Annotated in this window: 25 protein-coding genes and 1 tRNA gene; 17 read left to right on the top strand and 9 right to left on the bottom strand. The window is 68.4% G+C overall.

The window, feature by feature from the left end; all coding sequences use genetic code 11:
- Positions 1 to 182 precede the first annotated feature (182 nt).
- The 3 genes from FBZ83_RS10770 to FBZ83_RS10760 form a co-directional block, all read right to left on the bottom strand.
- Positions 183 to 1,112: an AEC family transporter gene (locus tag FBZ83_RS10770; protein WP_145682426.1), complete on the bottom strand. Its 930-nt coding sequence runs from the start codon at positions 1,110 to 1,112 to the stop codon at positions 183 to 185.
- A gap of 106 nt (positions 1,113 to 1,218) precedes the next feature.
- Positions 1,219 to 1,896: an RraA family protein gene (locus FBZ83_RS10765; protein ID WP_014238571.1), complete on the bottom strand. Its 678-nt coding sequence runs from the start codon at positions 1,894 to 1,896 to the stop codon at positions 1,219 to 1,221.
- A 693-nt stretch (positions 1,897 to 2,589) separates the two neighbouring features.
- Positions 2,590 to 2,664 (bottom strand) — tRNA-Gly (locus FBZ83_RS10760).
- Positions 2,665 to 2,827: 163 nt separating this feature from the next.
- On the opposite strand from FBZ83_RS10760, the gene FBZ83_RS10755 reads away from it, so the two are divergent.
- The 6 genes from FBZ83_RS10755 (at position 2,828) to FBZ83_RS10730 (ending at position 6,446) form a co-directional block, all read left to right on the top strand.
- The gene (locus tag FBZ83_RS10755; protein WP_038529754.1) at positions 2,828 to 3,394 is read left to right on the top strand and encodes a prolyl-tRNA synthetase associated domain-containing protein; all 567 of its coding nucleotides are present in this window, start codon (positions 2,828 to 2,830) and stop codon (positions 3,392 to 3,394) included.
- A gap of 54 nt (positions 3,395 to 3,448) precedes the next feature.
- On the top strand, positions 3,449 to 4,402 hold the full coding sequence (locus FBZ83_RS10750; protein WP_145682425.1) for a thioredoxin family protein: 954 nt from the start codon (positions 3,449 to 3,451) through the stop codon (positions 4,400 to 4,402).
- A gap of 127 nt (positions 4,403 to 4,529) precedes the next feature.
- Positions 4,530 to 5,219: an LON peptidase substrate-binding domain-containing protein gene (locus FBZ83_RS10745; RefSeq protein ID WP_137103979.1), complete on the top strand. Its 690-nt coding sequence runs from the start codon at positions 4,530 to 4,532 to the stop codon at positions 5,217 to 5,219.
- A 47-nt stretch (positions 5,220 to 5,266) separates the two neighbouring features.
- Positions 5,267 to 5,503 (top strand): Trm112 family protein, encoded by a 237-nt coding sequence (locus FBZ83_RS10740; protein WP_014238566.1) that lies wholly within the window; start codon positions 5,267 to 5,269, stop codon positions 5,501 to 5,503.
- Entirely contained in the window at positions 5,503 to 5,907 is a 405-nt protein-coding gene (locus FBZ83_RS10735; RefSeq protein ID WP_038529747.1) for a gamma-butyrobetaine hydroxylase-like domain-containing protein, read from the top strand. The genes FBZ83_RS10740 and FBZ83_RS10735 overlap by 1 nt, the downstream gene beginning before the upstream one ends.
- 149 nt (positions 5,908 to 6,056) lie before the next feature.
- Complete coding sequence (locus FBZ83_RS10730) at positions 6,057 to 6,446, top strand: hypothetical protein (RefSeq protein WP_145682424.1); 390 nt, start codon at positions 6,057 to 6,059, stop codon at positions 6,444 to 6,446.
- Positions 6,447 to 6,596: 150 nt separating this feature from the next.
- Here the strand turns inward: FBZ83_RS10730 and FBZ83_RS10725 are convergent, their stop codons facing one another.
- A complete protein-coding gene (locus FBZ83_RS10725; protein ID WP_145682423.1) occupies positions 6,597 to 6,953 on the bottom strand; it encodes a cupin domain-containing protein in 357 nt (118 codons plus the stop codon).
- Positions 6,954 to 6,980: 27 nt separating this feature from the next.
- On the bottom strand, positions 6,981 to 7,667 hold the full coding sequence (locus FBZ83_RS10720) for an HAD family hydrolase (RefSeq protein ID WP_145682422.1): 687 nt from the start codon (positions 7,665 to 7,667) through the stop codon (positions 6,981 to 6,983).
- 310 nt (positions 7,668 to 7,977) lie between these two features.
- Here FBZ83_RS10720 and FBZ83_RS10715 point away from each other — a divergent pair, with 310 nt between their 5' ends.
- On the top strand, positions 7,978 to 8,196 hold the full coding sequence (locus FBZ83_RS10715) for a DUF1127 domain-containing protein (protein ID WP_014238561.1): 219 nt from the start codon (positions 7,978 to 7,980) through the stop codon (positions 8,194 to 8,196).
- Between the two features lie 164 nt (positions 8,197 to 8,360).
- Here FBZ83_RS10715 and FBZ83_RS10710 read toward each other — a convergent pair whose 3' ends face one another.
- Positions 8,361 to 9,497, bottom strand: a complete 1,137-nt coding sequence (locus tag FBZ83_RS10710; protein WP_145682421.1) for a type III PLP-dependent enzyme — start codon at positions 9,495 to 9,497, stop codon at positions 8,361 to 8,363.
- A 442-nt stretch (positions 9,498 to 9,939) separates the two neighbouring features.
- Between FBZ83_RS10710 and FBZ83_RS10705 the strand changes: the two genes are divergently transcribed.
- The gene (locus FBZ83_RS10705) at positions 9,940 to 10,413 is read left to right on the top strand and encodes an MgtC/SapB family protein (RefSeq protein WP_145682420.1); all 474 of its coding nucleotides are present in this window, start codon (positions 9,940 to 9,942) and stop codon (positions 10,411 to 10,413) included.
- Here the strand turns inward: FBZ83_RS10705 and FBZ83_RS10700 are convergent.
- Both FBZ83_RS10700 and FBZ83_RS10695 read right to left on the bottom strand, forming a co-directional pair.
- Entirely contained in the window at positions 10,397 to 11,581 is a 1,185-nt protein-coding gene (locus tag FBZ83_RS10700) for a multidrug effflux MFS transporter (RefSeq protein ID WP_145682419.1), read from the bottom strand. The genes FBZ83_RS10705 and FBZ83_RS10700 overlap by 17 nt on opposite strands.
- Before the next feature lie 63 nt (positions 11,582 to 11,644).
- Positions 11,645 to 12,451 carry a M48 family metallopeptidase gene (locus tag FBZ83_RS10695; RefSeq protein WP_145682418.1) on the bottom strand — a complete coding sequence of 269 codons (807 nt, stop codon included), beginning with the start codon at positions 12,449 to 12,451 and terminating at the stop codon, positions 11,645 to 11,647.
- Positions 12,452 to 12,649: 198 nt separating this feature from the next.
- On the opposite strand from FBZ83_RS10695, the gene FBZ83_RS10690 reads away from it, so the two are divergent.
- From FBZ83_RS10690 to FBZ83_RS10650, 9 genes are all read left to right on the top strand, one after another.
- The gene (locus FBZ83_RS10690; RefSeq protein ID WP_145682417.1) at positions 12,650 to 13,780 is read left to right on the top strand and encodes a PAS domain-containing sensor histidine kinase; all 1,131 of its coding nucleotides are present in this window, start codon (positions 12,650 to 12,652) and stop codon (positions 13,778 to 13,780) included.
- Between the two features lie 206 nt (positions 13,781 to 13,986).
- On the top strand, positions 13,987 to 14,379 hold the full coding sequence (locus tag FBZ83_RS10685) for a hypothetical protein (RefSeq protein ID WP_145682416.1): 393 nt from the start codon (positions 13,987 to 13,989) through the stop codon (positions 14,377 to 14,379).
- Positions 14,380 to 14,693: 314 nt separating this feature from the next.
- Complete coding sequence (gene ugpB, locus FBZ83_RS10680; protein ID WP_145682415.1) at positions 14,694 to 16,031, top strand: sn-glycerol-3-phosphate ABC transporter substrate-binding protein UgpB; 1,338 nt, start codon at positions 14,694 to 14,696, stop codon at positions 16,029 to 16,031.
- A gap of 192 nt (positions 16,032 to 16,223) precedes the next feature.
- Positions 16,224 to 17,108 (top strand): sn-glycerol-3-phosphate ABC transporter permease UgpA, encoded by an 885-nt coding sequence (gene ugpA, locus FBZ83_RS10675; protein ID WP_145677226.1) that lies wholly within the window; start codon positions 16,224 to 16,226, stop codon positions 17,106 to 17,108.
- Entirely contained in the window at positions 17,105 to 17,977 is an 873-nt protein-coding gene (gene ugpE / locus FBZ83_RS10670; protein WP_145682414.1) for a sn-glycerol-3-phosphate ABC transporter permease UgpE, read from the top strand. The genes ugpA and ugpE overlap by 4 nt, the downstream gene beginning before the upstream one ends.
- Positions 17,978 to 17,980: 3 nt before the next feature.
- Positions 17,981 to 19,066, top strand: a complete 1,086-nt coding sequence (locus FBZ83_RS10665; protein ID WP_145682413.1) for a sn-glycerol-3-phosphate import ATP-binding protein UgpC — start codon at positions 17,981 to 17,983, stop codon at positions 19,064 to 19,066.
- An 80-nt stretch (positions 19,067 to 19,146) separates the two neighbouring features.
- A complete protein-coding gene (gstA, locus tag FBZ83_RS10660; protein ID WP_145682412.1) occupies positions 19,147 to 19,752 on the top strand; it encodes a glutathione transferase GstA in 606 nt (201 codons plus the stop codon).
- Between the two features lie 92 nt (positions 19,753 to 19,844).
- A complete protein-coding gene (locus FBZ83_RS10655; RefSeq protein ID WP_145682411.1) occupies positions 19,845 to 20,279 on the top strand; it encodes a VOC family protein in 435 nt (144 codons plus the stop codon).
- A gap of 189 nt (positions 20,280 to 20,468) precedes the next feature.
- Entirely contained in the window at positions 20,469 to 20,990 is a 522-nt protein-coding gene (locus tag FBZ83_RS10650; protein ID WP_145682410.1) for a hypothetical protein, read from the top strand.
- A 23-nt stretch (positions 20,991 to 21,013) separates the two neighbouring features.
- Here FBZ83_RS10650 and FBZ83_RS10645 read toward each other — a convergent pair whose 3' ends face one another.
- Positions 21,014 to 22,453: a DEAD/DEAH box helicase gene (locus FBZ83_RS10645; RefSeq protein ID WP_145682409.1), complete on the bottom strand. Its 1,440-nt coding sequence runs from the start codon at positions 22,451 to 22,453 to the stop codon at positions 21,014 to 21,016.
- Between the last annotated feature and the right edge of the window lie 398 nt (positions 22,454 to 22,851).

Genomic DNA, 22,851 nt, shown 5'->3' with positions numbered 1-22,851 from the left:
AAGATACAACGTCGTTGTTCGTGCATCAATCGTGCTGACCGCGCTCATCACGCCGATATTGCGGTGATTTTCGAAGAATGCTTTCCATTCGGCGCATTCTCTGGGATTCCCGTGCGATCGGGCTTGGGTGACAAGCGTCAAATGGACGCATAATGAAACGGACCTGCGGCGAAATGACCGCGTCAGCCCATCGCCACCATGAAGGCGACCGAAATCGAGATCGGGGACATCAGTGTGGACAGCAGGAGCGACATCGACACCAGCTCCCGCCCCGTCTGGTAGCGCTCGGCGAAGGCGTAGACGTTGACGCCGATGGGCAGCGCCGCCGCGGTCACGGCGGGGGCCAGCCAGTCCGGCGGCAGATGGAACACCTCCACCGCCAGCACCCAGGTCAGCACCGGGTGCAGGACGGTCTTCATCACCGCGAGGACCAGCGCCTGGCCGAACTTGCCCGACAGCTTCCCGAAGGACAGCGAGGTGCCCAGCGTGAAGCAGGCGCAGGGCAGGACGGTGGCCGCGGCGTAGTCCGCCGCCTTCATGACCGCGTCCGGCACATGGATGCCGCTCAGGTTGAAGCCCATGCCGACGACGATCGACAGGATCATCGGGCTGAGCAGGGTCGCCTTGACGGCGTTGACCGCGGCGGCGACCGGCCGCCCGCCCGCCGTCCGCTGCGCCTCGGCGATCATCGTCGCGGTGGTGAAGAGCAGCGGTGACTGGAACAGGATCAGCAGCATCACCGGGATGGCCACCGACGATCCGTAGGCGTCCATCAGGATCGGCGCGCCGAGCAGGCCGATGGAGGAGAAGGAGGGGGCGAAGCCGCCGATCGCCGCCTCGTCCCGCCGCCGGATGGACAGCATCCAGGCCGCACCCAACCCGAAGATGATGAAGGCCGCGACGAAGAAGGACGCCACGAAGCCCCATTCGATGGGATCGGGGATCTTCGCCTTGGCCATCGCCGCGAACAGCAGGGCGGGCAGGGCGTAGATGCCGAGAAAGCGCGACAGCCCCTGAGCCGCCGTGTTGCTGAAATTGCCCGATTTCCCGGCGTAGAAGCCGAGCGCGACCAGGACGAACATCGGCAGCACGATTTGAAAGATGAGCGTCATGGCGGCGGAAACCGGTCTTGGGGCGGCTCGAAGGGCTGTGCGGGTTGCCGGGGCGCGTGGTCCGGCGGATGCCGGGGGTCAGCGCCCGGGGGTCAGCGCCCGGGGGTCAGCGCAGGGTGGGCGTCTCGACGATTTCCGGTTCCGGCACGCCCAGCACCTCCATCAGCGACTTGCCGGCGTCGAGCTGCTGCGACCAGATCTTCTCCTTGGCCATCAGCTCCAGGCAGCGCCGCAGCACCTCGTCCATCACGGCCAGCGGCACCACGGTCACGCCGTCGTCGTCCCCGATGATCAGGTCGCCCGGGTTGACCACCATGCCGCCGACGCCAGCCGGCACGTCCATCTTGCCGCCGAAGGCCTTGTGCGGGCCGCGCGGGACCGAGCCCTTGGCGAAGACCGGAAAGCCGATGGTCCGGATTTCCTGGAGGTCGCGGACGGAGCCGTCGATGACCAGACCGCCCAGGCCGCGCGACTTGCAGCCGCGGACCACCCATTCGCCGGCCAGCGCCACCTCCTCCAGGCCGGCGCCGGCGACCACCACCACCTCGCCCGGCTCGGCCAGGCTGCAGGCGGTCAGCAGCATGCTGTTGTCGCCCGGCATCGACACGGCGGTGCGGGCCTGCCCGCAGATGCGCATGCCCGGGGCGCAGGGCTTGATCCGGGCGTCCATGCTCTGGCAGCGGTTCTGCACGTCGGACGCGATGCTGCTGGGGACCGTCTTCCAGATCTCCAGCATGTCCGGGGACAGGCGCGGAAAATTCACGATGTAGCGTTGCATAGCCATGGGGAGGACCTCGTCGTCTGGATGGTTTGCCGTCTGGGCTGGCTTATCGTCGGGGCTGTACGAAGCGGGGCTTGGAAGCGCGACCAGCGGCACCGCCGGTCGCAGCGCGACGACAGCGGAGCCGGTGACGATCAGGCGGGGGAGGGCCGGTGTTGCCGGAGCGGCGGACGCCGGCCGGACAGGAACGTCCTATCCGGGAAAGTCACGGGCTCGGCCCGTCCGACGCGACCAGACCATCCATGGTGCATACAACCCTAATCGGATATAAGTTCTATTTGTTTCGTCTTTGAAGCTTAGTCCTTCCGGGGGTCATACGCAAGTAGGTTGCCAACGAGTAAATTTGTTCACGTCTTCATATGCGGTATGTGCGACGCGAATAACCTACAAAGGCATGTCATTTGCTGAAGCCTGCGCCTTTAAATTGCGGCTTTCGGCGGCTGGCGCGCTGTATGGCTGCGTCGGTTCGGGGCTGGTGTGGTGGGAGAGGCGAGGGGACGGTGGCGGCCGGTGGACGGGAACGGTCCAAACGCGGCGTTCCAGGCGGACTCGGTTTCAAAGCGACGGCGCCGGTTGCGAAAGCGCAACGCGCGGGGAGGCGGAAGGGAAAAACGAAAAAGGCCGGCACCCGAAGGTCCAGCCTTTCCATCAACCGTCCTGTTTCCCTCCGAAGGGCCACCGCCCCCGTCGGGAGAATGGAGCGGGCGAAGGGATTCGAACCCTCGACCCCAACCTTGGCAAGGTTGTGCTCTACCCCTGAGCTACGCCCGCGCTCCGTTTCGCTGCCGTTCGGACCGTTGTTCGGTGCCGTCCGGCGGCGTGCGGCGGACTATACTCATGGATCGGCGCAATGCAAGCGTCATGTTTCACTTTTCTCGGGCGCCCAAACAGATTTTCCCGGACGAATGTTTCCGGCGTCGCTAAAGATGACTCCATGGACACCCGCGACACCCCCGAGGGCAGGGCCGAGGAGCCGCTGCCGACGAGCCCGGAGCAGCTCCTGGAGCATCTCGCGGCGCTTGGCATCCGCACCGTGACCCACCGCCATCCGCCGCTGCACACGGTGGAGGAAAGCAAGGCGCTGCGCGGAGCGCTGCCCGGCGGCCACTGCAAGAATCTGTTCCTGAAGGACAAGAAGGAGCAGCACTGGCTGGTCGTCGCTCTGGAGGACGCGCGGGTCGAGCTGAACCGCTTCGACAAGGTGATCGGGTCGGCGCGGCTGTCCTTCGCCTCGGCCGACCGGCTGTGGCGGCATCTCGGCGTGCGGCCGGGTTCGGTCACACCCTTCTCCGTGGTCAACGACCGCGAGCGGCGGGTGAGGGTGGTGCTGCAGGAGCAGATGCTGGCCCACGACCCGCTGAACTACCACCCGCTGCTGAACGACCGCACCACCGCCATCGCCGCCGCGGACCTGCTGCGCTTCCTGCGGGCCGGCGGGCACGAGCCGCTGATCGTGCCCTTCGGCGAGGAGCCGCCGGACTCTCAGCCGACGCTTGCTTAACGCGCCCCGTGCGCTCATCTATCACGCGAGATCGCAAAGGGATACGTGACCGCCATGTTCTCCATTCCGCCCGCCAACAAGCCCGTCGCCGCCGGCGCCGCTCCCGCCGCCGCCGGTGACCTGATCAAGGACAGCAGCGACCGCGCCTTCATGGCCGACGTCATCGAGGCGTCGCAGTCCGTGCCGGTGATCGTCGATTTCTGGGCGCCCTGGTGCGGCCCGTGCAAGCAGCTCGGCCCGATCCTGGAAAAGACGGTGCTGGCCGCGAAGGGCAAGGTGCGGCTGGTCAAGATCGACACCGACAAGGACCCGATGATCGCCTCGCAGCTGCGCGTGCAGTCGATCCCGGCGGTCTACGCCTTCTTCCAGGGGCGTCCGGTCGACGGCTTCATGGGCGCCCTGCCGGAGTCGCAGGTGAAGGCCTTCGTGGAGAAGCTGCTGAAGCTGGCCGGTGCTGCGGGCGGCGGCGAGGGCGACATCCTGGAGGAGGCGCTGGCCCAGGCCAAGGAGGCGCTGGAGGCCGGCGATACCCAGACCGCGTCGGAGATCTACGGCGAGATCCTGCAGGCCGATCCGGAGAACCTGAACGCCGTGGCCTACGCCGGGCTGGTCCGCTGCCTGATCGTCAACGACGAGCTGGCCCGCGCCAAGCAGATGCTCGACAAGGTGCCCGAGCAGATCGCCAAGGACAAGGAGATCGCCGCGGTGCGCAGCGCGCTGGAGGTCGCCGAGCAGGCCGCCAACGCCGGCCCGATCCCGGAGCTGACGGAAAAGGTCGCCCGCAACGAGGACGACCACGAGGCCCGCTTCGACCTCGCGCTCGCCCTGTTCGCCGCCGGCCGGCGCGAAGCCGCGGTGGACGAGCTTCTGGAGCTGGTGCGCCGTGACCGCGCCTGGAACGACGAGGCCGCCCGCAAGCAGCTCGTCAAGTTCTTCGAGGCCTTCGGCCCGACCGACCCGCTGACGGTGCAGAGCCGCCGCCGCCTGTCCTCGATCCTGTTCCGCTGATCACGGAGGCCCGCGGCCCGGGGGCGACTCCGGGCCGCGAGTCTGTTTCGTTCGAGTCCGTTTCGTTGGAGGCCGCTTCGTTCGCGGTCGCTCTGTTCGCCGTGTTCGGGGGTTCTATATTCGTCGCATGAGCCGGAACCCCATCGACCCGTCACCGGACCGCTTCCCGCGGCAGCTCCCGATCTTCCCGCTCGCGGGGGTCCTGCTGCTGCCGCGCGGGCGTCTGCCGTTGAACATCTTCGAGCCGCGCTACCTCGCGATGGTCGAGGACGCGCTGGCCGGCGACCGCATGATCGGCATGGTCCAGCCGACCGATCCGGCCTGCCGCCTGCGCGAGCCGGCGGTCTACGGCACCGGCTGCGCCGGACGCATCACCAGCTTCGCCGAGACCGAGGATGGCCGCTACCTGATCACCCTGACCGGGGTCAGCCGCTTCGCCATCATGCGGGAGCTGGAGGGCCAGCGCGGCTACCGCCGGGTCGCCGCGGACTGGGACCGCTTCTCGGGCGACCTGATCGACCCGCTGGAGCGCGGCGGGGCCGACGGTTGCGGGCTCGACCGCGCGCGTCTGCTGGCTGGGCTGAAGGGCTATTTCAAGATGCAGGGACTGTCGGTGGACTGGAAGGCCATCGACGGCACGCCGGACGAGCGGCTGGTCACCTCGCTGGCGATGATCTGCCCCTTCTCGCCCAGCGAAAAGCAGGCCCTTCTGGAGACGCCGGACCTGCCGGAGCGCGCGAAGCTCTTGATCGCCCTGGTCGAGATGGCCATTCTCGACGGCCATGAGGGCGACGGCGGCAACGCGCTGCGTCACTGACCGTTCCTTCGACCGACACTGCACTTTCCGACTGCGAGGCCCGATCCATGAGCGCCCACCCCCACGACGACACGCCCGCCGACGGCAAGACGCAGGCGCGCGTCGATCCGAAGCTTCTGGAGATCCTCGTCTGCCCGCTGACCAAGGGGCCGCTGCGCTACGACGCCGAGCGCGCCGAGCTGATCAGCGACCGCGCCGGGCTGGCCTATCCGATCCGCGACGGCATTCCGATCATGCTGATCGACGAGGCCCGCAGCCTCGACGGGAAGCCGGGAGCCGCCTGATGTCCGACGAGCAATTCGCGTCGGACGCCTTCGGCACCAAGCACTGGCCGGTGGAAGTCCGGCTGAAGAAGGAGGAGAAGCGGCTGGAGGTCGATTTCGACAACGGCCAAACCTTCTCCTACCCGGCGGAGTTCCTGCGCGTCCACAGCCCCAGCGCCGAGGTGCAGGGCCACGGTCCCGGCCAGAAGCAGACCGTCTCGGCCCGCCGCCACGTCGGCATCATGAGCCTGGAGGCCATCGGCCATTACGCCCTGCGGATCGTCTTCGACGACCTGCACGACAGCGGCATCTACTCCTGGAAGCTGCTGTACGAGCTGGGCGAGGACCAGGATCGCCTGTGGGCGGAGTATCTGGCGGAGCTGGAAGCCAAGGGCCTGAGCCGCGATCCGCGCGGCCGGCGCTGAGGAGACGGAAGGCGGGGTGCGGCATTCGGTCGCGGTCCCGCTGGTTTCCGTGTGGCCTTTCCGGGCGCCGGGGCGCGGCGTGTTGCGCTTTCATGAAAAGGGCGTAGATAACGGCTCATCGACCGTTCCTCCGCCGCAGGATGACCGCCGTGACCGCGACCGACCCGCCCGGCGCGACCGCCAGCCAAACCGCCGCGCCCAACACCGGTTCGCCGCCTGCGAACGGCGCCGGACTGCCCGTACCCACCACGCCCACGCCGAACGATCCGCCCGATGAGCCGCCGCCCGTGGAGCGGGGATGGGGTGGATGGACGCGCGGCTATGGGCGGCGCGGCAGCGCGTTGCGGCAAAAGCTGGCCGCGCATCTGGCGGCCCGGCGGCGCAAGCGCCGCGCCTGGGCGCGCGACGTCGCGCGGATCGTCCTGGTGGTGTCGATCCTGGCGCTGGCCGTTCTGGCCGTGGAGATCGGGCGCAAAGCGGTCGTCGTTCTGAACCGCGCCGACCTGGGCGTCGTCCACCTGTTCGGGGTGCGCGGCTGAAGCGCTTGGTGTTCCCTCTCCCCTCCGGGGAGAGGGTTAGGGTGAGGGGGGTGAGCGCGGCAGTGCGTCCGGCAAAAGCGCATCCCCCTCACCGGCCCTCCGGGCCACCCTCTCCCCGGAGGGGAGAGGGCTAAGGATGGCGTGATCTCCTCAGGGCAGGATGACCACGTAGCGTTTCGTCGTGGTCTCCAGAACCTCCCACACGCCCTCGAAGCCGGGTTCCAGCGTGAAGCGGTCCCCCGGGCCGACGGTCCAGCGGCGCCCGTCGGCGTGGCTGATGGTGCTGGTGCCCTCCAGGATCTCGCAATGCTCCCACTCGTCGTAGACGATCCGCCAGGAGCCGGGGGTGGAGCGCCAGACCCCGGCGAAGCGTTTGCCGTCCGCCGACTCGTACTCGTTCCAGGTGGTGAAGACCGGCGCGCCGGACAGGACGCGGTCGGGCGCCGGGCCGCCGGTCTCGGGCTCCACGGCGGGGCGGGCGGGGTCGGTCAGCAGGGCGAAGCTCATCACGGTCTCCCTTTCACCAGGTTCTTTTCACCAGGCGGCGAGCAGCGGCGGCAGGCCATGCAGGCTGTCGATGCGGCGGTAGTTCTCGGTGGGCGGCTCGGCCACCTCGTGCGCCCAGGTGACGTGGTAGGGCACATGGACGGCGTGGCCGCCGACGGCCAGCACCGGCAGGATGTCCGACCGCACGGAATTGCCCACCATGACGAAGCGCGCCGGGTCCACCCCGTGGCGGTCGAGCAAGCGGCGGTAGGTGGCCGGGTCCTTCTCGCTGACGATCTCGACGGCGTCAAACTTTCCAGCGAGGCCGGAGCGGGCGATCTTGCTTTCCTGGTCGAACAGGTCGCCCTTGGTGACGAGCAGAAGACGGTAGCGCCCGGACAGCCCCTCCACCACCTCCTGCACCCCGTCGAGCAGGTCGACCGGGTGTTCCAGCATCGCCTTGCCGAACTCGACGAGGCTCTGGATGTCCCGCCCGCCGATGCGCCCGTCGGTCAGGTCCACCGCCGTCTCGATCATCGACAGGACGAAGCCCTTGATGCCGTAGCCGTAGACGCGGAGGTTCTCGCGCTCGGCCTGCAGCAGGCGCCGGTCGATGTCCGCGGGATCGGCCAGGTGGTTGGCGAGCAGCGCGCGGAAGCGGTCCTGCGTCATCGAGAACAGGGACTCGTTGTGCCACAGCGTGTCGTCGCCGTCGAAGGCGATGGTGTCGATCATGGGAAGAACTCGGTGTCGGACGACGGTCGGATCAGAGGTAGGACGCCCCGCGGCGCCTGTCCAGCGCTCCGTTTCAAACCCGGTTTGTTGGTGAACTGCACAATTTGTGACGCCCAAAAGCTGTGCATTCGTCCATTATTCTTGCATCGGTGATATTCCTACGACAGCTATCGAGAAAGCTCACGGCTCGCATACCCACATGGCGGTGGCGGGTTTGCGCGGGATGAGCAATATTCTTTCTCACAAAGCGAGGGCGCGGCGGCCACTTCCGGCAGGCCCCCTCGGGACCTTCAAAGATAGGATGACCACCATGGCAATCGCTCTGCGCACGGCCCCCGCCGGCCGTACCCTGCGCCCTGCTCCGGTGGCGTATGTGCTGGACAGCGTTCTGGACACGTTCGCCCTGTGGCGGCAGCGCACCATCACCCGCCGCGAACTGGCTCGGCTGGACGACCGGATGCTGCACGACATCGGCATCTCCCAGATCGACGTCGAAGGTGAGATCAGCAAGCCGTTCTGGAAGGCTTGATGCCGCCGTTACGGCTGCGGGAGACCGCAAGGAAAAGGGCCGCCCCTGTCTAAGGGAGCGGCCCTTTTCGCGTTCGGGTCTCGGGGGTTCCACAAGCGGTTAAAAGAAAAGGCCACTCCTCCCGCAGGAAGAGTGGCCTTTTTCTTGGCCGAAACGCCGCCCGATCAGATGCAGATCTGCTGGAGCGGGGCGAAGCCGTTGAAGCAGACCGCCGAGTAGGTCGTCGTGTAGGCGCCCGTGGCGTGGATGCGCACGCGGTCGCCGGCCTTCAGGTCCATCGGCAGCTTGTACTCGGCGCGCTCGTAGAGCACGTCGGCGCTGTCGCAGGTCGGGCCGGCCAGCACGACCGCCTCGGTGTCGCCTTCCCCGTCGTCCCCCATCACCTGGATCGGGTACTGGATCGCCTCGTCCATCGTCTCGGCGAGACCGCTGAACTTGCCGATGTCCAGATAGACCCAGCGCTTCACGTCATTGGCCGACTTGCGGGAGACGAGGACGACCTCGCTCTCGATGATGCCGGCGTTGCCGACCATGCTGCGGCCCGGCTCCACGATGGCTTCCGGCAGGCGGTTGCCGAAGTGGGTGCGCAGGGACTCGAAGATGGCTTGGCCGTAGGCGGTGGTCTCCGGCACGTCGGTGCGGTAGCGGGTCGGGAAGCCGCCGCCCAGGTTGATCATGCCGAGGTCGACGCCCAGCACCTCAAGCTCGCGGAACAGCTGCGCCACCTGGAAGATGGCGTGGTCCCACTGCATCAGGTCCTTCTGCTGCGAGCCGACGTGGAAGGACACGCCGTAGGGAACGACGTTCATGCCCTTGGCCTTCAGCAGCAGCTCGCGCGCCATGGCGAGGTCGCAGCCGAACTTGCGCGACAGCGGCCACTCGGCGCCCTCGCCGGAGGTCAGGATGCGGCAGAAGACGCGGGCGCCGGGGGCGGCGCGGGCGATCTTCTCCAGCTCCGCCTCGCTGTCGAAGGCGAACAGGCGCACGCCCAGCTCGAAGGCGCGGCGGATGTCCGCTTCCTTCTTGATGGTGTTGCCGTAGGAGATGCGCTCCGGCGCGCAGCCGGCGGCCAGAACCATCTGGATTTCCGGGACGCTGGCGGTGTCGAAGGCCGAGCCCAGACGGGTCAGCAGGCCGAGGATCTCCGGCGCCGGATTGGCCTTCACGGCGTAGAAGATCCGGGCGTCCGGGAGAGCTTCCTCCAGGTCGTGGTAGTTCGCTTCCACGACGTCCAGATCGACGACGAGGCACGGGGTCTGCGGACGCTGCTCTTCGAAAAAGCGCGCAATCTTATCGGTCATCTCAGTCTCCCGGACGCAAGATGAAGGTGTCGGACGAATTGTGAAAAAGCAGGGGCGGAGCGGCCGCGCGCTGCTGACCGGTCAAAAAGAAAAGACGGTCAGGCGCTCAGGCCGCCCATACTGGACTGCCGTGTCGCCTTGCGGGGAAGAGCTGAACGGGACAGAACCGGAAAGAGTCGGAGACGGGTGAGCCGGCGCCCACCCACAACAACATGAACCATCGTAACCTCCAAGACGCCGCCTTGCTTAAGGGACGGTCGGGGATCACGCGTTACGTCGTTGCATAACCACATCTCGAAAAGGACGAGGGGCGGGCCAGCGGCACGTGCGCTTGCGAGTTGCGGTTACATAGATCGAACCGGCCGCCTTTTAAAGTGAAAAATGCGACCGGGCGCAAAAAAGTAGCAAGCGTTACGCAAAGGTAAAAATAGGGAGGAATAACATGGACTTGAGTACGGCCATTCCGGTCTGGGACATGGCGGCCCGGCTGGCCGCGGCGGCGGTTTGCGGGGCGGCGCTGGGACTCGACCGCGAGATCCGGGGCAAGGCGGCGGGGCTGCGCACCCACACGTTGGTGGCCATCAGCGCGGCGGTGACCACCCTGGTTGCGCTGGAGCTTTACTGGGGCATGGCCGGGAAGGGGACCGGCGGGGGCGACATGGATCCCACCCGCGTCATCCAGGGCATCGCCCAGGCCATCGGCTTCATCAGCGCCGGGGTGATGTTCCGCGCCGGGACCACGGTGCGCGGGGCGACCACCGCGGCGCTGATCTGGATGGCCGGCGCGCTGGGCATCGCCTGCGGGGCCGGCTTCTACGTGCTGGCGGGGATGGCGCTGGCCCTCTGCCTCGGCGTCACCATCGTCTTCTCCTACGCCCTGCGCTGGATTCCGGACTCGGTCAAGCGCGAGGACTGACGAGAAGCCGGTGGGCCAGCGCGGCGCCCAGCGCAACCAGCCCGATGGCCGCCATCATGGGAAGCTGGCTGTCGGCGTGGGTGTGGCCGAGCACGACGCCGATCAGCGCCGCCACGGTCATCTGCACGAAGCCGACCAGCGAGGAGGCCAGCCCGGCCATCATCGGGTAGGGGCCGACCGCCCCGGCCATGGCGTTGGGCAGGGTCAGCCCGGCGCCCAGCATGAAGAGGAAGACCGGCGCCACCACCGCCGCCAGATGCAGCACCCCGCCCAGCGCCAGCCCCACCCCGAGCAGCCCGCCGGCCAGCGAGACCGCCGTGCCGGTGCGGATCATCCGCGGACCGCCCAGCCGCGCGCTCAGCCGCCCGGCCAGGAAGGAGCCCACCGCGTAGCCCAGCACCACCGCCCCGAAGCTCGCCCCGTACTGGGCGGGCGTCAGGTGCAGCCGCCCGATCAGCACGAAGCTGGACCCGGAAATGAAGGCGAAGATGCCGCTGTAGGCGAAGGCCACGGTCAGCATCTGCCCGACGAAGCCGCGGTCGCGCAGCAGCAGCGCGTAGTTGGCGAGCAGCCGGCCGGGCTGCAGCGCCGTCTCGTCGCGGTTGGCGTTGGTCTCGCCCATCAGGGTCCAGGTGGCCACCAGGATCAGCGCGGCGAAGCCGGTCAGCAGCAGGAAGTTGCTCCGCCAGCCGAACCACTCCGTCAGGACGCCGCCCAGAATCGGGCCGACGGCGGGGGCCAGCGTCATGGCCATCGCCATGTAGGCCAGCACGGTCGCCGCCCGGTCGCGTCCGAAGACGTCGCGCACCACCGCCCGCGCCACCACCGGGCCGCAGCAGGCGCCCAGCGCCTGGAAGAAGCGCGCGACGATCAGCGTCTCGATGTCGTCGGTCAGCGCGCAGGCCGCACTCGCCACCAGATAGATGAGGATGCCGCCGAGCAGGGCGGGCCGCCGCCCGAAGCGGTCGGACACCGGCCCGTAGACGAGCTGCGACACCGCGAAGCCGGCGAGGAAGACCGACAGGGTGAGCTGCACCGTGGCGATGTCCGTGTTGAACACGGTGACCAGCGTGGGCAGGGAGGGCAGGTAGAGGTCGGTGGACAGCGGGCCGAAGGCGACGAGCGCCGTCAGCAGCACGCGGACGGTCAGGGAATCGGGACGGGGCATGGAGAGGGTCGGGCCGGGAACAATGGGGGAGGCGCACTCTAGCAGAGGCTTGGCGCGACCCCGTCACGGCGTTTCGGCATGACCGTCATTTGCAGGTGAAACCATTTCCGCGTCCTCGCCGCTTCCCTCGCCGTAGCGCAGCAGCCGCGCGCCGTTGGCCTTCAGCCAGAGGCGCGGCGTGCGCACGTCGCCGGTCAGCTGCGCGCACAGCGTCCAGAATCGCTGGGAGTGGTTCATCTCGCGCAGATGCGCCACCTCGTGCCCCACCACGTAATCCAGCACGGACTCCGGCGTCAGGATCAGCCGCCAGGAGAAGGAGAGCCGCCCGGTGGCCGAGCAGCTTCCCCAGCGGCTCTTGGTGTCGCGCACGGTGACGGCGGCGACCCGCGCGCCGATCAGCGCGGCCTTGGCGCGCGACCGCTCGGCCAGCTCGCGCCGCGCCTCCGCCATCAGGAAGTCGCGCACCCGGCGGGCGACATGCTCCGCCCGGCCGCCGACCAGGATCGCGCCGTCCTCCCGCCGGGTCGCCCCGCGCAGGTCCGGGCTGTGGCGGATGAGGTGGTCGATTCCGAGATAGGGCACCACCGCCCCGTCGGCGAAGGGAAGCTCCGGCGGCAGGGCGGCCAGCCGCGCCCGCACCCAGCCGTCGTGCCGCCCGACGAAGCGCAGCGCCTCCGCTTCTGGAACGCCCACCGGGATCACCACCTGGATCAAGCCGCGCCCGGCGTCCACCCGCAGGGTCATGCGGCGGGCGCGGGCGCTTTCCCGCAACTCCAGCGGCACGGGCAGCCCGGCGACCGCCAGGGCGCGCGGCGCCTTGGGGCGGGGGGACGGGGGTTTGGAGGGCTGGGATTTGCGGCGGAAGAACATACCTGTCTTATAGCCCGCGTGGCCCGCCGGGGCCAATGGGGGCGTGCTCTTTCGCATTCAAACGGAATTTGTCCCAAGTGAGATTTGCATGTGATATTTGACTTCGAGGCCCAAATGGCCGGATAAATGTGTTCTGATCTCAGTTTTTGCGGTGAAGTTGTGGCCGAGTATACCCAGAAGAACTCAACCGAAAGTCATATGACGGATCGTGCGATCTGGCTTGAGGCTCTGGTCTCCGCCAATGGCGCCGCTCACGCTCTTCTTGGGCTGGACGCGCGGCTTCTCGTCGTCAACCAAGCCTTTGCGGCGGCCTTCGGCTGCCTGCCGGAGGAGGTGGAGGGCAAGGGCTTAGCCGATCTGGATGTTCCCGCGGCCATCGTCGCCCAGGTCGAGGCGCAGGTCCGGCGCGCCGTCCTCACCGGGGCGCCGGTGTCCGCCTTCGGCCTGCTGCCCCGGGGGGAGATGGTGCTGAGCCCGGTGCGCGACGCGGACGGGGCGATCACCGCGGTCGCCGCCATCGCCGACACCAACGCCGCCGCCCTGGCCGCCGCCCGCGCCGAGGCGGAGCGGGCGAAGGCCGAGACCGAGCGGGTCCGCCAGGAGGCCGAGACGGGGCGCACCGCCATCGGTCGTTTCCTGTCCGCCGCCAGCCACGACCTGCGCCAGCCCTTCCAGGCCATGCATCTCTTCCACCATCTGCTGATGGGGCGCCTGACCGATCCCGGCGCGCGCGATCTCGGCGAGAAGCTGGAGATGTCGATCGAGGCGGCCGAAGGGCTGCTGCGCGCGCTGCTCGACGTGTCGAAGCTGGAGGCCGGGCTGGTCCGGATGCAGGAGCAGACCTTCCCCATCGACGAGACGCTGGGCCGCCTGCTCAACGAGTTCGCGCCGGAGGCCGACGCCAAGGCCCTGCGCTTCAACGTCCGCCCCGCGGACGCGGAGGTGAGCACCGATCCGGTGCTGCTGGAGCAGCTTCTGCGCCCGATCCTGTCCAACGCCCTGCGCTTCACCGAGTCGGGCGGCGTGCTTCTGGCGGCGCGGCGGCGCGGTGCTGCGCTGCGCATCGAGGTGTGGGACACCGGCCTCGGCATCGCCCCCGCCGACCAGTCGGCGATCTTCGACGACTTCCGCCAGCTCGGCAACCCGAACCGCGACCGCCGGCACGGGCTGGGGCTCGGCCTCGCCATTGTGCGGCGCCTTGCGACGCTGCTGGGCTTGACGGTTTCGCTGCGCTCGGTGCCCGGCAAGGGCTCCGTCTTCGCGGTGGACGTCCCCTTGGCGGCGGCGAGCGCCGCGGAACGGCCGGTCGAGAGCAGCAGCGCGGCGTGACGGGGCGGGGAGCACGTTTCCTCCCTCACACCGAACGAACAGAGAGCGCCGTCCTCGCTTGCGCTTGCCGACCCGTCCATCGGCGCCGCACCGGACGTCCATGGAGCGCGCATACTTCCTCCGAAGGCCGGGGCTGTTCACGGCCCGTCGGCCCCGACGTCATGGTCTGGGTGCCCCATGGGCGCGGCCCGGGATCGGAGGGGAGCATGCATCGCGAAGCAGGGTGCCGGCTGGCCGGCTGTCTGGCGGGGATGACGATGGCCGCCTTCGCCGTCCTGCCCGCCGCCGCGCAGACGACGAGCCTGGAGTGGGATCAGCGTGGCTGCGTCTTCGGGCCGCGGCCCGGCCTGGACCGGCTGGTGCCCGGCTACAACCCCGGTGCGCAGCCCTACTACTGCCCACCCCCTGCCGCGCTGTATCCCGCGCCGCCGGTCGCGGCCCCGACGGCGTCGCACTATCTGTCGGCACCGAGCCGGTCCTACTGCCTGCTGCGTTCCTCCGGCCTGATGGGGGACAGCCTGTCGCAACTGGCCGGGTCGCTGTGCCGCGACGACGCCGCGTTGTGGGCGCTCGCCCAAACATGGCACCCCGAGAGATGACGTAAGGGTGATAGTCCGTACTGATACGTACGGCTGATTGACAGCCTCCCCCTCTATCCTTAAGGCTTGCAAAAAAGAAACACACATGCGGGGAGGAAAACCATCGATGCCGGCGCAACATCCGCCACCGACTTAAGTCCCGTTCCATGCCTTACGCAGGACCGACGTTGCAACCGCGAGGAGCGGGTGCGGCGCGCCCCTGCGCGCGTGTTCCGGACACGTCACCAAATCTTCACAAGACCGTCGCGGGACCGCAACCCGCGCCCTGCATGTCAGCACATCACGCAATCGATTGGTTCCAGGGAGAGACCACCATGCTGACCCGCCGCAAGCTTGCCGTCTCGACGGCCGCCTTCGCGCTCGCCGCCGGTTTCACCGGCGCCGCCCACGCCCAGCAGAAGACCGTCGTCGAATTCTGGCACGGTCTGCCCCAGCCGCTCGGCGGCCAGCTCGAGCAGGTGGTGAAGGGCTTCAACGACAGCCAGGACAAGGTCCAGGTCAACCCGACCTTCAAGGGCAGCTATCCGGAGACGATGCAGGCGGCCATCGCCGCGTTCCGCGCCGGCAACGCCCCGCACGTCGTGCAGATGTTCGAGGTCGGCACCGCCACCATGCTGTCCGCCGGCCCGGCCATCAAGCCGGTGCACCAGCTGATGAGCGAGACGGGGTCGGGCCTCGACGCCGCGGCCTACATCCCGGCGGTCCGGGGCTATTACAGCTCCAAGGACGGCAAGATGATGGCCCTGCCGTTCAACAGCTCCACCACCATCACCTTCTACAACAAGGACGCCTTCCAGAAGGCCGGGCTCGACCCCAACAAGCCGCCGGCGACCTGGCCGGAGGTGGCCGACGCGGCGCGCAAGCTGAAGGCGGCCGGCGTGACCTGCCCGATGACCTTCTCCTGGCCGACCTGGACCCAGTTCGAGCAGGTCGGCGCGCTGCACGACAAGCCCTTCGCGTCGGAGGCCAACGGCTTCGGCGGGCTGAACGCCACGCTGAAGATCAACGACCCGTTCTTCGTGAAGCATCTCCAGACGCTGATCGACCTGCAGAAGGAAGGCGCGCTGCGCTACGGCGGCCGCGACAACGCCGCCGACTCGCTGTTCCCGTCGGGTGAATGCGCGATGATCCAGGCCTCGTCGGGCCTGCGCGGACGCATCGTCAAGGAGGCCAAGTTCAACTGGGGCGCCGCGCCGCTGCCCTACTGGCCGGACGCCATCTCCTCGCCGAAGAACTCGATCATCGGCGGCGCCGCCTTCTGGGTGATGACCTCGCCCAAGCGCACCGCCGACGAGTACAAGGCCGTCGCCGCCTTCTTCAGCTACCTCGCCCGTCCGGAGGTGGACGCCAAGTGGCACATGGACACCGGCTACGTCCCGGTGACGCTCCAGGGCTTCGAGCTGGCGAAGAAGGAAGGCTTCTACGACAAGAACCCCGGCGCTGAGGTGCCGGCGGAGCAGCTGACCCGCACCGCCACCACGGAGAACACCATGGGGCTGCGGCTGGGCAACCTGCCGGAAATCCGCAACATCATCCAGGAGGAGATGGAGAAGGCGTTCCAGGGCCAGCAGACCGCCCAGCAGGCGCTGGACAACGCGGTGAAGCGCGGCGACACGGTCCTGCGCAACTTCGAGCGCGCCAACAAGAACTGAGCAAGGTTCCGCGGCTTGTCCCCTCTCCCGCCCCGGGAGAGGGTGCCCGCGAAGCGGGCGGGTGAGGGTCGTACGAAGATCAAGGCGGTGTCCTTGGCAGCACCCTCACCCTTCCCACGCCTGCGGCGCGGGTCCCTTCCCTCTCCCGGGGCGGGAGAGGGCTGAAAGAACCGGAGACAACCGAAGGATTCCATGCAACGTCGCGTGATTTTCGACAACAAGGCGCTGCCCTACCTGCTGCTGGCGCCGCAGGTGGCGGTGACGCTGATCTTCTTCATCTGGCCGGCGGCGCAGGCGCTGTGGCAGTCCGTGCATCTCCAGGACGCCTTCGGGCTGCGCAGCCAGTTCGTCGGGCTGGAGAATTTCGAGGCGGTGCTGAGCGACCCGAACTATCTGGAGACGGTGAAGACCACCATCGTCTTCAGCGTGTCGGTGACCGTGCTGTCGCTGGGCTCCGCGCTGGGGCTGGCGGTGCTGGCCGATTCGAAGATCCGGGCGGCGTCCGCCTACAAGACGCTGCTGATCTGGCCCTACGCGCTGGCGCCCGCGGTGGCGGCGGTGCTGTGGATGTTCATCTTCAACCCGGACATCGGCATCCTGGGCCGCGCGCTGAACAATCTCGGCTACGCCTGGGACTACCGGCTGAACGACGGGCAGGCGATGACCATGGTCATCCTGGCGGCGAGCTGGAAGCAGGTCTCCTACAACTTCATCTTCTTCCTGGCCGGTCTCCAGGCGATCCCGCGCTCCGTCCTTGAGGCGGCGAGCATCGACGGGGCCGGGGCACTGCGCCGCTTCTGGACGATCACCTTCCCGCTGCTGTCGCCGACGACCTTCTTCCTGCTGGTGGTCGATGTCGTCTACGCCTTCTTCGAGACCTTCGGCACGATCCACGCCCTGACCCATGGCGGGCCGGGCAAGGCGACCGAGACGCTGATCTTCCGCGTCTACCAGGACGGCGTGGTCAACCACGACCTCGGCGGCTCCTCGGCGCAGTCGGTGATCCTGATGGTCATCGTCATCGCGCTGACCGCCATCCAGTTCCGCTTCGTCGAGCGCAAGGTGCATTACTCATGACCCGCGACCGCGACACCCCGCGCTCCGGCGGGCGCCTGATGGACATGGTCCCGCACCTGATCCTGATGCTGGGCGTCCTGATCTTCGCCTTCCCGATCTACGTGACGATCATCGGCTCGACCTGGGACGCCGCCACCATCGGGCGCGGCAACCTGCCGCTGACGCCCGGCGGGGACATGCTGAACAACTACGCCTCGGCCTGGAGCGAATCGCAGGGCAACCGCGTCATGCACACGCCCGTGCGCATCATGATGTGGAACAGCCTGATCATGGCGCTGGTCATCGCGCTGGGCAAGATCGCCATCTCGATCATCTCGGCCTACGCGGTGGCCTTCTTCCGCTTCCCGCTGCGCATGGTCTTCTTCTGGATGATCTTCATCACGCTGATGCTGCCGGTGGAGGTGCGCATCATCCCGACCTACGAGGTGGTGGCCAACCTCGGCCTGATCGACAGCTACGCCGGGCTGACCATCCCGCTGATCGCCTCGGCCACGGCGACGCTGCTGTTCCGGCAGTTCTTCCTGACCATCCCGGACGAGCTGGTGGAGGCCGCCAAGATCGACGGGGCGGGGGCGCTGCGCTTCTTCCTGGACGTGGTGCTGCCCCTGTCGCGCACCAACATCGCGGCGCTGTTCGTCATCCTCTTCATCTACGGCTGGAACCAGTATCTGTGGCCGCTGCTGATCACCAACAGCGCGGAGATGGAGACGGTGGTCATCGGCATCACCAAGATGATCGGCAACGGCGAGGCCGCGACCGACTGGAACCTCATCATGGCGACGACGGTGCTGGCCATGCTGCCGCCGGTGGCGGTGGTCGTGCTGATGCAGCGCTGGTTCGTCAAAGGCCTTGTGGACAGCGAGAAATAAGAAATGGCAACGGTCGATCTGAATCAGGTCCGCAAGTCCTACGGCTCCGTCGAGGCCATCAAGGGCATCGACATCAGCGTCGCGGATGGGGAGTTCCTCGTGCTGCTCGGCCCCTCGGGCTGCGGTAAATCCACGCTGCTGCGCATGGTCGCCGGGCTGGAGAGCATCACCGGCGGCCAGATCGCCATCGGCGGGCGGGTGGTCAACGGGCTGGAGCCCAAGGACCGCGACATCGCCATGGTGTTCCAGAACTACGCGCTCTACCCGCACATGAGCGTGTTCGACAACATGGCCTACGGGCTGAAGATCCGCGGCCTGCCCAAGGCGGAGATCCAGGCGCGCGTCGCCAAGGCCGCGGAAATCCTGGAGCTTGGCCGCTTCCTCGACCGCCGGCCCAGCCAGCTGTCGGGCGGGCAGCGGCAGCGCGTCGCCATGGGCCGCGCCATCGTGCGCGAGCCCGCCGCCTTCCTGTTCGACGAGCCGCTGTCCAACCTGGACGCCAAGCTGCGCACCCAGATGCGCGTCGAGATCAAGCGGCTTCAGGACCGGCTGGGCATCACCAGCCTCTACGTGACGCACGACCAGGTGGAGGCGATGACGCTCGCCGACCGCATCCTGGTGATGAACCACGGGGTGGCGGAGCAGGTCGGCACGCCGCTGGAGGTCTACCAGCGCCCGGCCAGCCTGTTCGTGGCCGGCTTCATCGGGTCGCCGCCGATGAACATTCTGGACGCGCGCTTCGACGGTGCGGGGCAGGCGGTGGCGCTGCCCGGCGGCACCGCCTTCCTCCTGCCGCGCCCGCGGCCCGACATGGCCGGGCGGCCGGTCAAGCTGGGCGTGCGGCCGGAGCACCTCGCCCCAGAGCATTCGGGCACGCCCGGCGACGGGCCGCTGATCGTCACGGTGGAACTGGTGGAGGCCCTGGGCGCCGACACGGTGGTCTACGGCCGCCTGCCGGACGGCGAGGCGCTGGTGGTCCGGGTCGCCGGCCTGCCGTCCTGCCGCGAGGGCGAGACCTTGCGCGTCGGTGCTCCGCCCGACGCCCTGCACCTGTTCGACGCGGAGAGCGGGCGGCGGCTGCCGGATTGAACGGGCCGGTTGCATTCGCTGCCGCCCATGCTCCACTGTCGATCCGTCATGTCCCGCCGGAAACAAGGATAAGAAACGCCATGAAGCTCTACCTGAAGCCGGGCGCCTGCTCGCTGTCGCCGCACATCGTCCTGCGCGAAAGCGGCTTGGCCTTCGACGTCGCGGCCGTCGACCTCGTCGCCAAGAAACTGGAGGACGGCAGCGATTTCCTGGCCGTCAACCCGAAGGGCCAAGTGCCGACGCTGGCCTTCGACGACGGCGCCGTCCTGACCGAGGGCGCGGCGATCGTTCAGTGCATCGCCGACCGCGTGCCGGAGAGCGGCCTGCTGCCGGCCGTCGGGACGATGGAGCGCTACCGCGTGCTGGAATGGCTGAACTTCATCGGCACGGAACTGCACAAGACTTTCAGCCCGCTGTTCCGCGCGACCACGCCGGACGCCTTCAAGGAGATCGCCAAGCAGACGCTGGCCGCCAAGTTCGCGGTGGTGGAGGCCGGGCTGGCCGGCAAGGACTACCTGACGGGCGACCGCTTCACGCTGGCCGACGCCTATTGCTTTACGGTGCTGCGCTGGGCGCCGCGGGTCGGCCTGCCGCTGGACGGCTGCCCGAACATCACCGCCTACATGGCCCGCGTCGCCGCGCGCCCGGCGGTGGCTGCGGCGCTGGCGGCCGAAGGGATCGCCTGACTCACCTGTTCGATCCCGGGACAGCCGGTGATTGCCCGAGTAGACTGCTTGGGCAATCACCAGCAGGGAGGGGGGCTTCGGCTCCCGTGAGCATGAGCGCAACCGACCGCAAACCCGTTCCGCCCTTCCACCTTGCCTTTCCCGTCCGCGACAAGGAGGAGGCGCGCGCCTTCTACGCCGGCCTGCTGGGCTGCGGGGTGGGGCGGGAATCCGACCGCTGGATCGACTTCGACCTCTACGGCCATCAGGTGGTGGCCCACGTGACCGAGGATGCCGGGACCCGGGCCACCAACCCGGTCGATGGCGAGGACGTGCCGGCCAGCCATTTCGGCGTGATCCTGGACTGGGACGACTGGCACGCGCTGGCCGACAGGTTGAAGGCCGAAGGCGTGCGATTCCTCATCGAGCCGCAGATCCGCTTCAAGGGGCAGGTCGGCGAGCAGGCCACCATGTTCTTCCTCGACCCGAGCGGGAACGCCCTGGAGTTCAAGAGCTTCCAGGACATGGGGCAGATTTTCGCGCGGTGACACCGGCGGCAATGCTTCGACGCCATCGGCATTTCCTTCACCCCGGAGGGGAAGATCCGGCCCAGGCCCACGGTCCGATTTTCCCCTCCACATCGGCAAAAGCCCGTGTTTGCGCGTCATCGGGATGGCATGGAAGCTGCTAATGGGAAATTGCCGAAGCAATTGTGCCGGTCAACCGTGAGGTGTCCCATGAGCAGCCTGCCCGTCACCGCGGCGGGAATTGGATCATCCGGCGTGTACGCGCTGAACGGTGGCATGGTCACCCGCTTCTCCGCGGCGACCAAGGCCAGTTCGGAGATGATGGCACGCGTCGGGGTCGGCGATTCCGCTTTTCAGCAGCAGATGAGAATCGCGGCGGACCCGAACGCCGTGGACCCGGCGGTCACGGCGCGCAGCCGTGCCGTGCAGGCCCACGCCCTGTTCCGGCAGGGCGGCCAAGTCGTCGCCGCGGTCTGGCGGGACGGCCAGACGCAAATGAGCAACGGGCTTGCCGCGCGGCTCGACTGGACCGCGCTGGAGCGGCAGACCGCGTCTCTGTCCGAGGCGCAGCGACGCGACGCGATCGCCTCCGCCATCGCCAAACAGCTTGGCGGAGGCGTCCAGGTCCAGCGCTACGGCGACAGCGGTGCCGCGCCGACCCGTGGCGCGCTGATCGATGAGCAGGCCCCGGCGAACCGGGCCGCAAACCGGGCGGTGCGCCACGGGCGGTAATCCCGCCGCGCACCCAACAGACTTCAGGCCGCGGACCGCTTGTTGCCGCCGGACGGGCCGCCGTGCGGGGCGGGGCGGCGGTTGTGGCGGTTCTGCTGGTTGGCCGAGGCCTTGGCCTTCAGCGGCTGGTCGCCGGTGGCGCCGGCAACCCGCGCGCCCTGCGGCGCCGACGGCTTCGCACCCTGGGCCTTCGGCGCCTGAGCCCGCTGGCCCTGCGGCTTGCCGCCGCCCGGCTGCTGCTGCTGGGGCTGGCCGCGGCCCGGACGGGGCTGCTTGGGCGCCGGCTTCGGCGGCTTGGCGGAGGAGGCGTGGATCGCCGCCACCACCGACGCGTGGTAGGGGTGGTCGTGGTCCGCCGGGACCGGCTGGCGGATGGTCTTCTCGATGGCCTTCAGATAGGCCACCTCCTCCGCGTCGCAGAAGGACACCGCGCTGCCGTCGGTGCCGGCGCGGGCGGTGCGGCCGATGCGGTGGACGTAGCTTTCCGGCTCGTTCGGCAGGTCGAAATTGATGACGTGCGTGATGCCGTCGATGTCGATGCCGCGCGCCGCGATGTCGGTCGCCACCAGCGCCTTGAGGTCGCCGCTGCGGAAGGATTCCAGCGCGCGCACGCGGGCCGACTGCGACTTGTCGCCGTGGATCGCGTCGGCCGGGACGCCGGCCTTCTTCAGATGGTCGGCGATGCGGTCGGCGCCGTGTTTGGTGCGGGCGAAGACGATCGTCCGCTCCATGGCGCCCTCCTGGAGGAGGTCGGCGAGCAGGCGGCGCTTGTCGGCGCGCTCGACGAACAGCACGCGCTGGGCGATGCGCTCCACCGTGGTGGACTGCGGCGCCACCTCGATCCGCTCGGCGTCGGTCAGGATGCTGTGCGCCAGCTCGACCACGGCTTCCGGCATGGTGGCGGAGAACAGCAGGGTCTGGCGCTGCTTCGGCAGGACCGCGACCACCTTCCGCACGTCGCGGATGAAGCCCATGTCGAGCATGCGGTCGGCCTCGTCCAGGACGAAGATCTCGATCTGGTCGAGCACGCACTGCTTCTGGGCCATCAGGTCGAGCAGGCGGCCCGGCGTCGCCACCAGCACGTCGGTGCCGCGGGCCAGGGCGGCGACCTGCGGGCTCTGCCCGACGCCGCCGTGGATCACCGTGCGGCGGATCGGCAGGTGCCGGCCGTAGGTGCGGAAGCTCTCGCCGATCTGCAGCGCCAGCTCGCGCGTCGGCGTCAGGATCAGCGTGCGCGGCGCCTTGGCCTGCACGCGCTTCTTGTTCTGGAACAGCCGCTGCAGGATCGGCAGGGTGAAGGCGGCGGTCTTGCCGGTGCCGGTCTGGGCGAGGCCGAGCACGTCGCGGCCCTCCAGAAGAACGGGGATGGCGCCGGCCTGGATCGGCGTGGCGGTCTGGTAACCCTCTTCGGCGACGGCGCGCAGAAGGGGCTCGATCAGGCCGAGGCCACTGAATTCGGTCATACGGGGAGGGTCCTGGTCACGTGAACAGAGGCTGCACCTGGGCCGTGCCCGGACATGGCCGGGGGCGGCGTGGCTTGGGGCGCTCCGCCGCGGGAGTGCGCGGAGCCATCAATTCACCGTGGGAAGGCGCAAGCGGCGCCGGTACCGGGACGACGAGGAGCCGGCAGCCCCAAAGCAAAATCGACCGGACACACATAGGCGGTGGGGCGGCTTTTGGCAAGCAAACAAGGGCCTTGGCCCGGTTTCGGACCGGAAATGTCCCTGGGACGGCGGGCAATTCCGGGTGACGGTGGGAACGGCGTGGGTGTGGCGTCCCGGCGGGTGAGGCATTTTGCCGCGTGAATTCCCGGATAAAAAAACGGGGTATAGGATTGCGAATGAATTTCAGTATTATGATT

The organism is Azospirillum brasilense (assembly GCF_007827815.1).
Taxonomy (GTDB): Bacteria; Pseudomonadota; Alphaproteobacteria; order Azospirillales; family Azospirillaceae; genus Azospirillum; species Azospirillum brasilense_C.
Note: the sequence above shows the minus strand (reverse complement) of the source record. Positions and strands in the feature narration are given on the sequence as shown.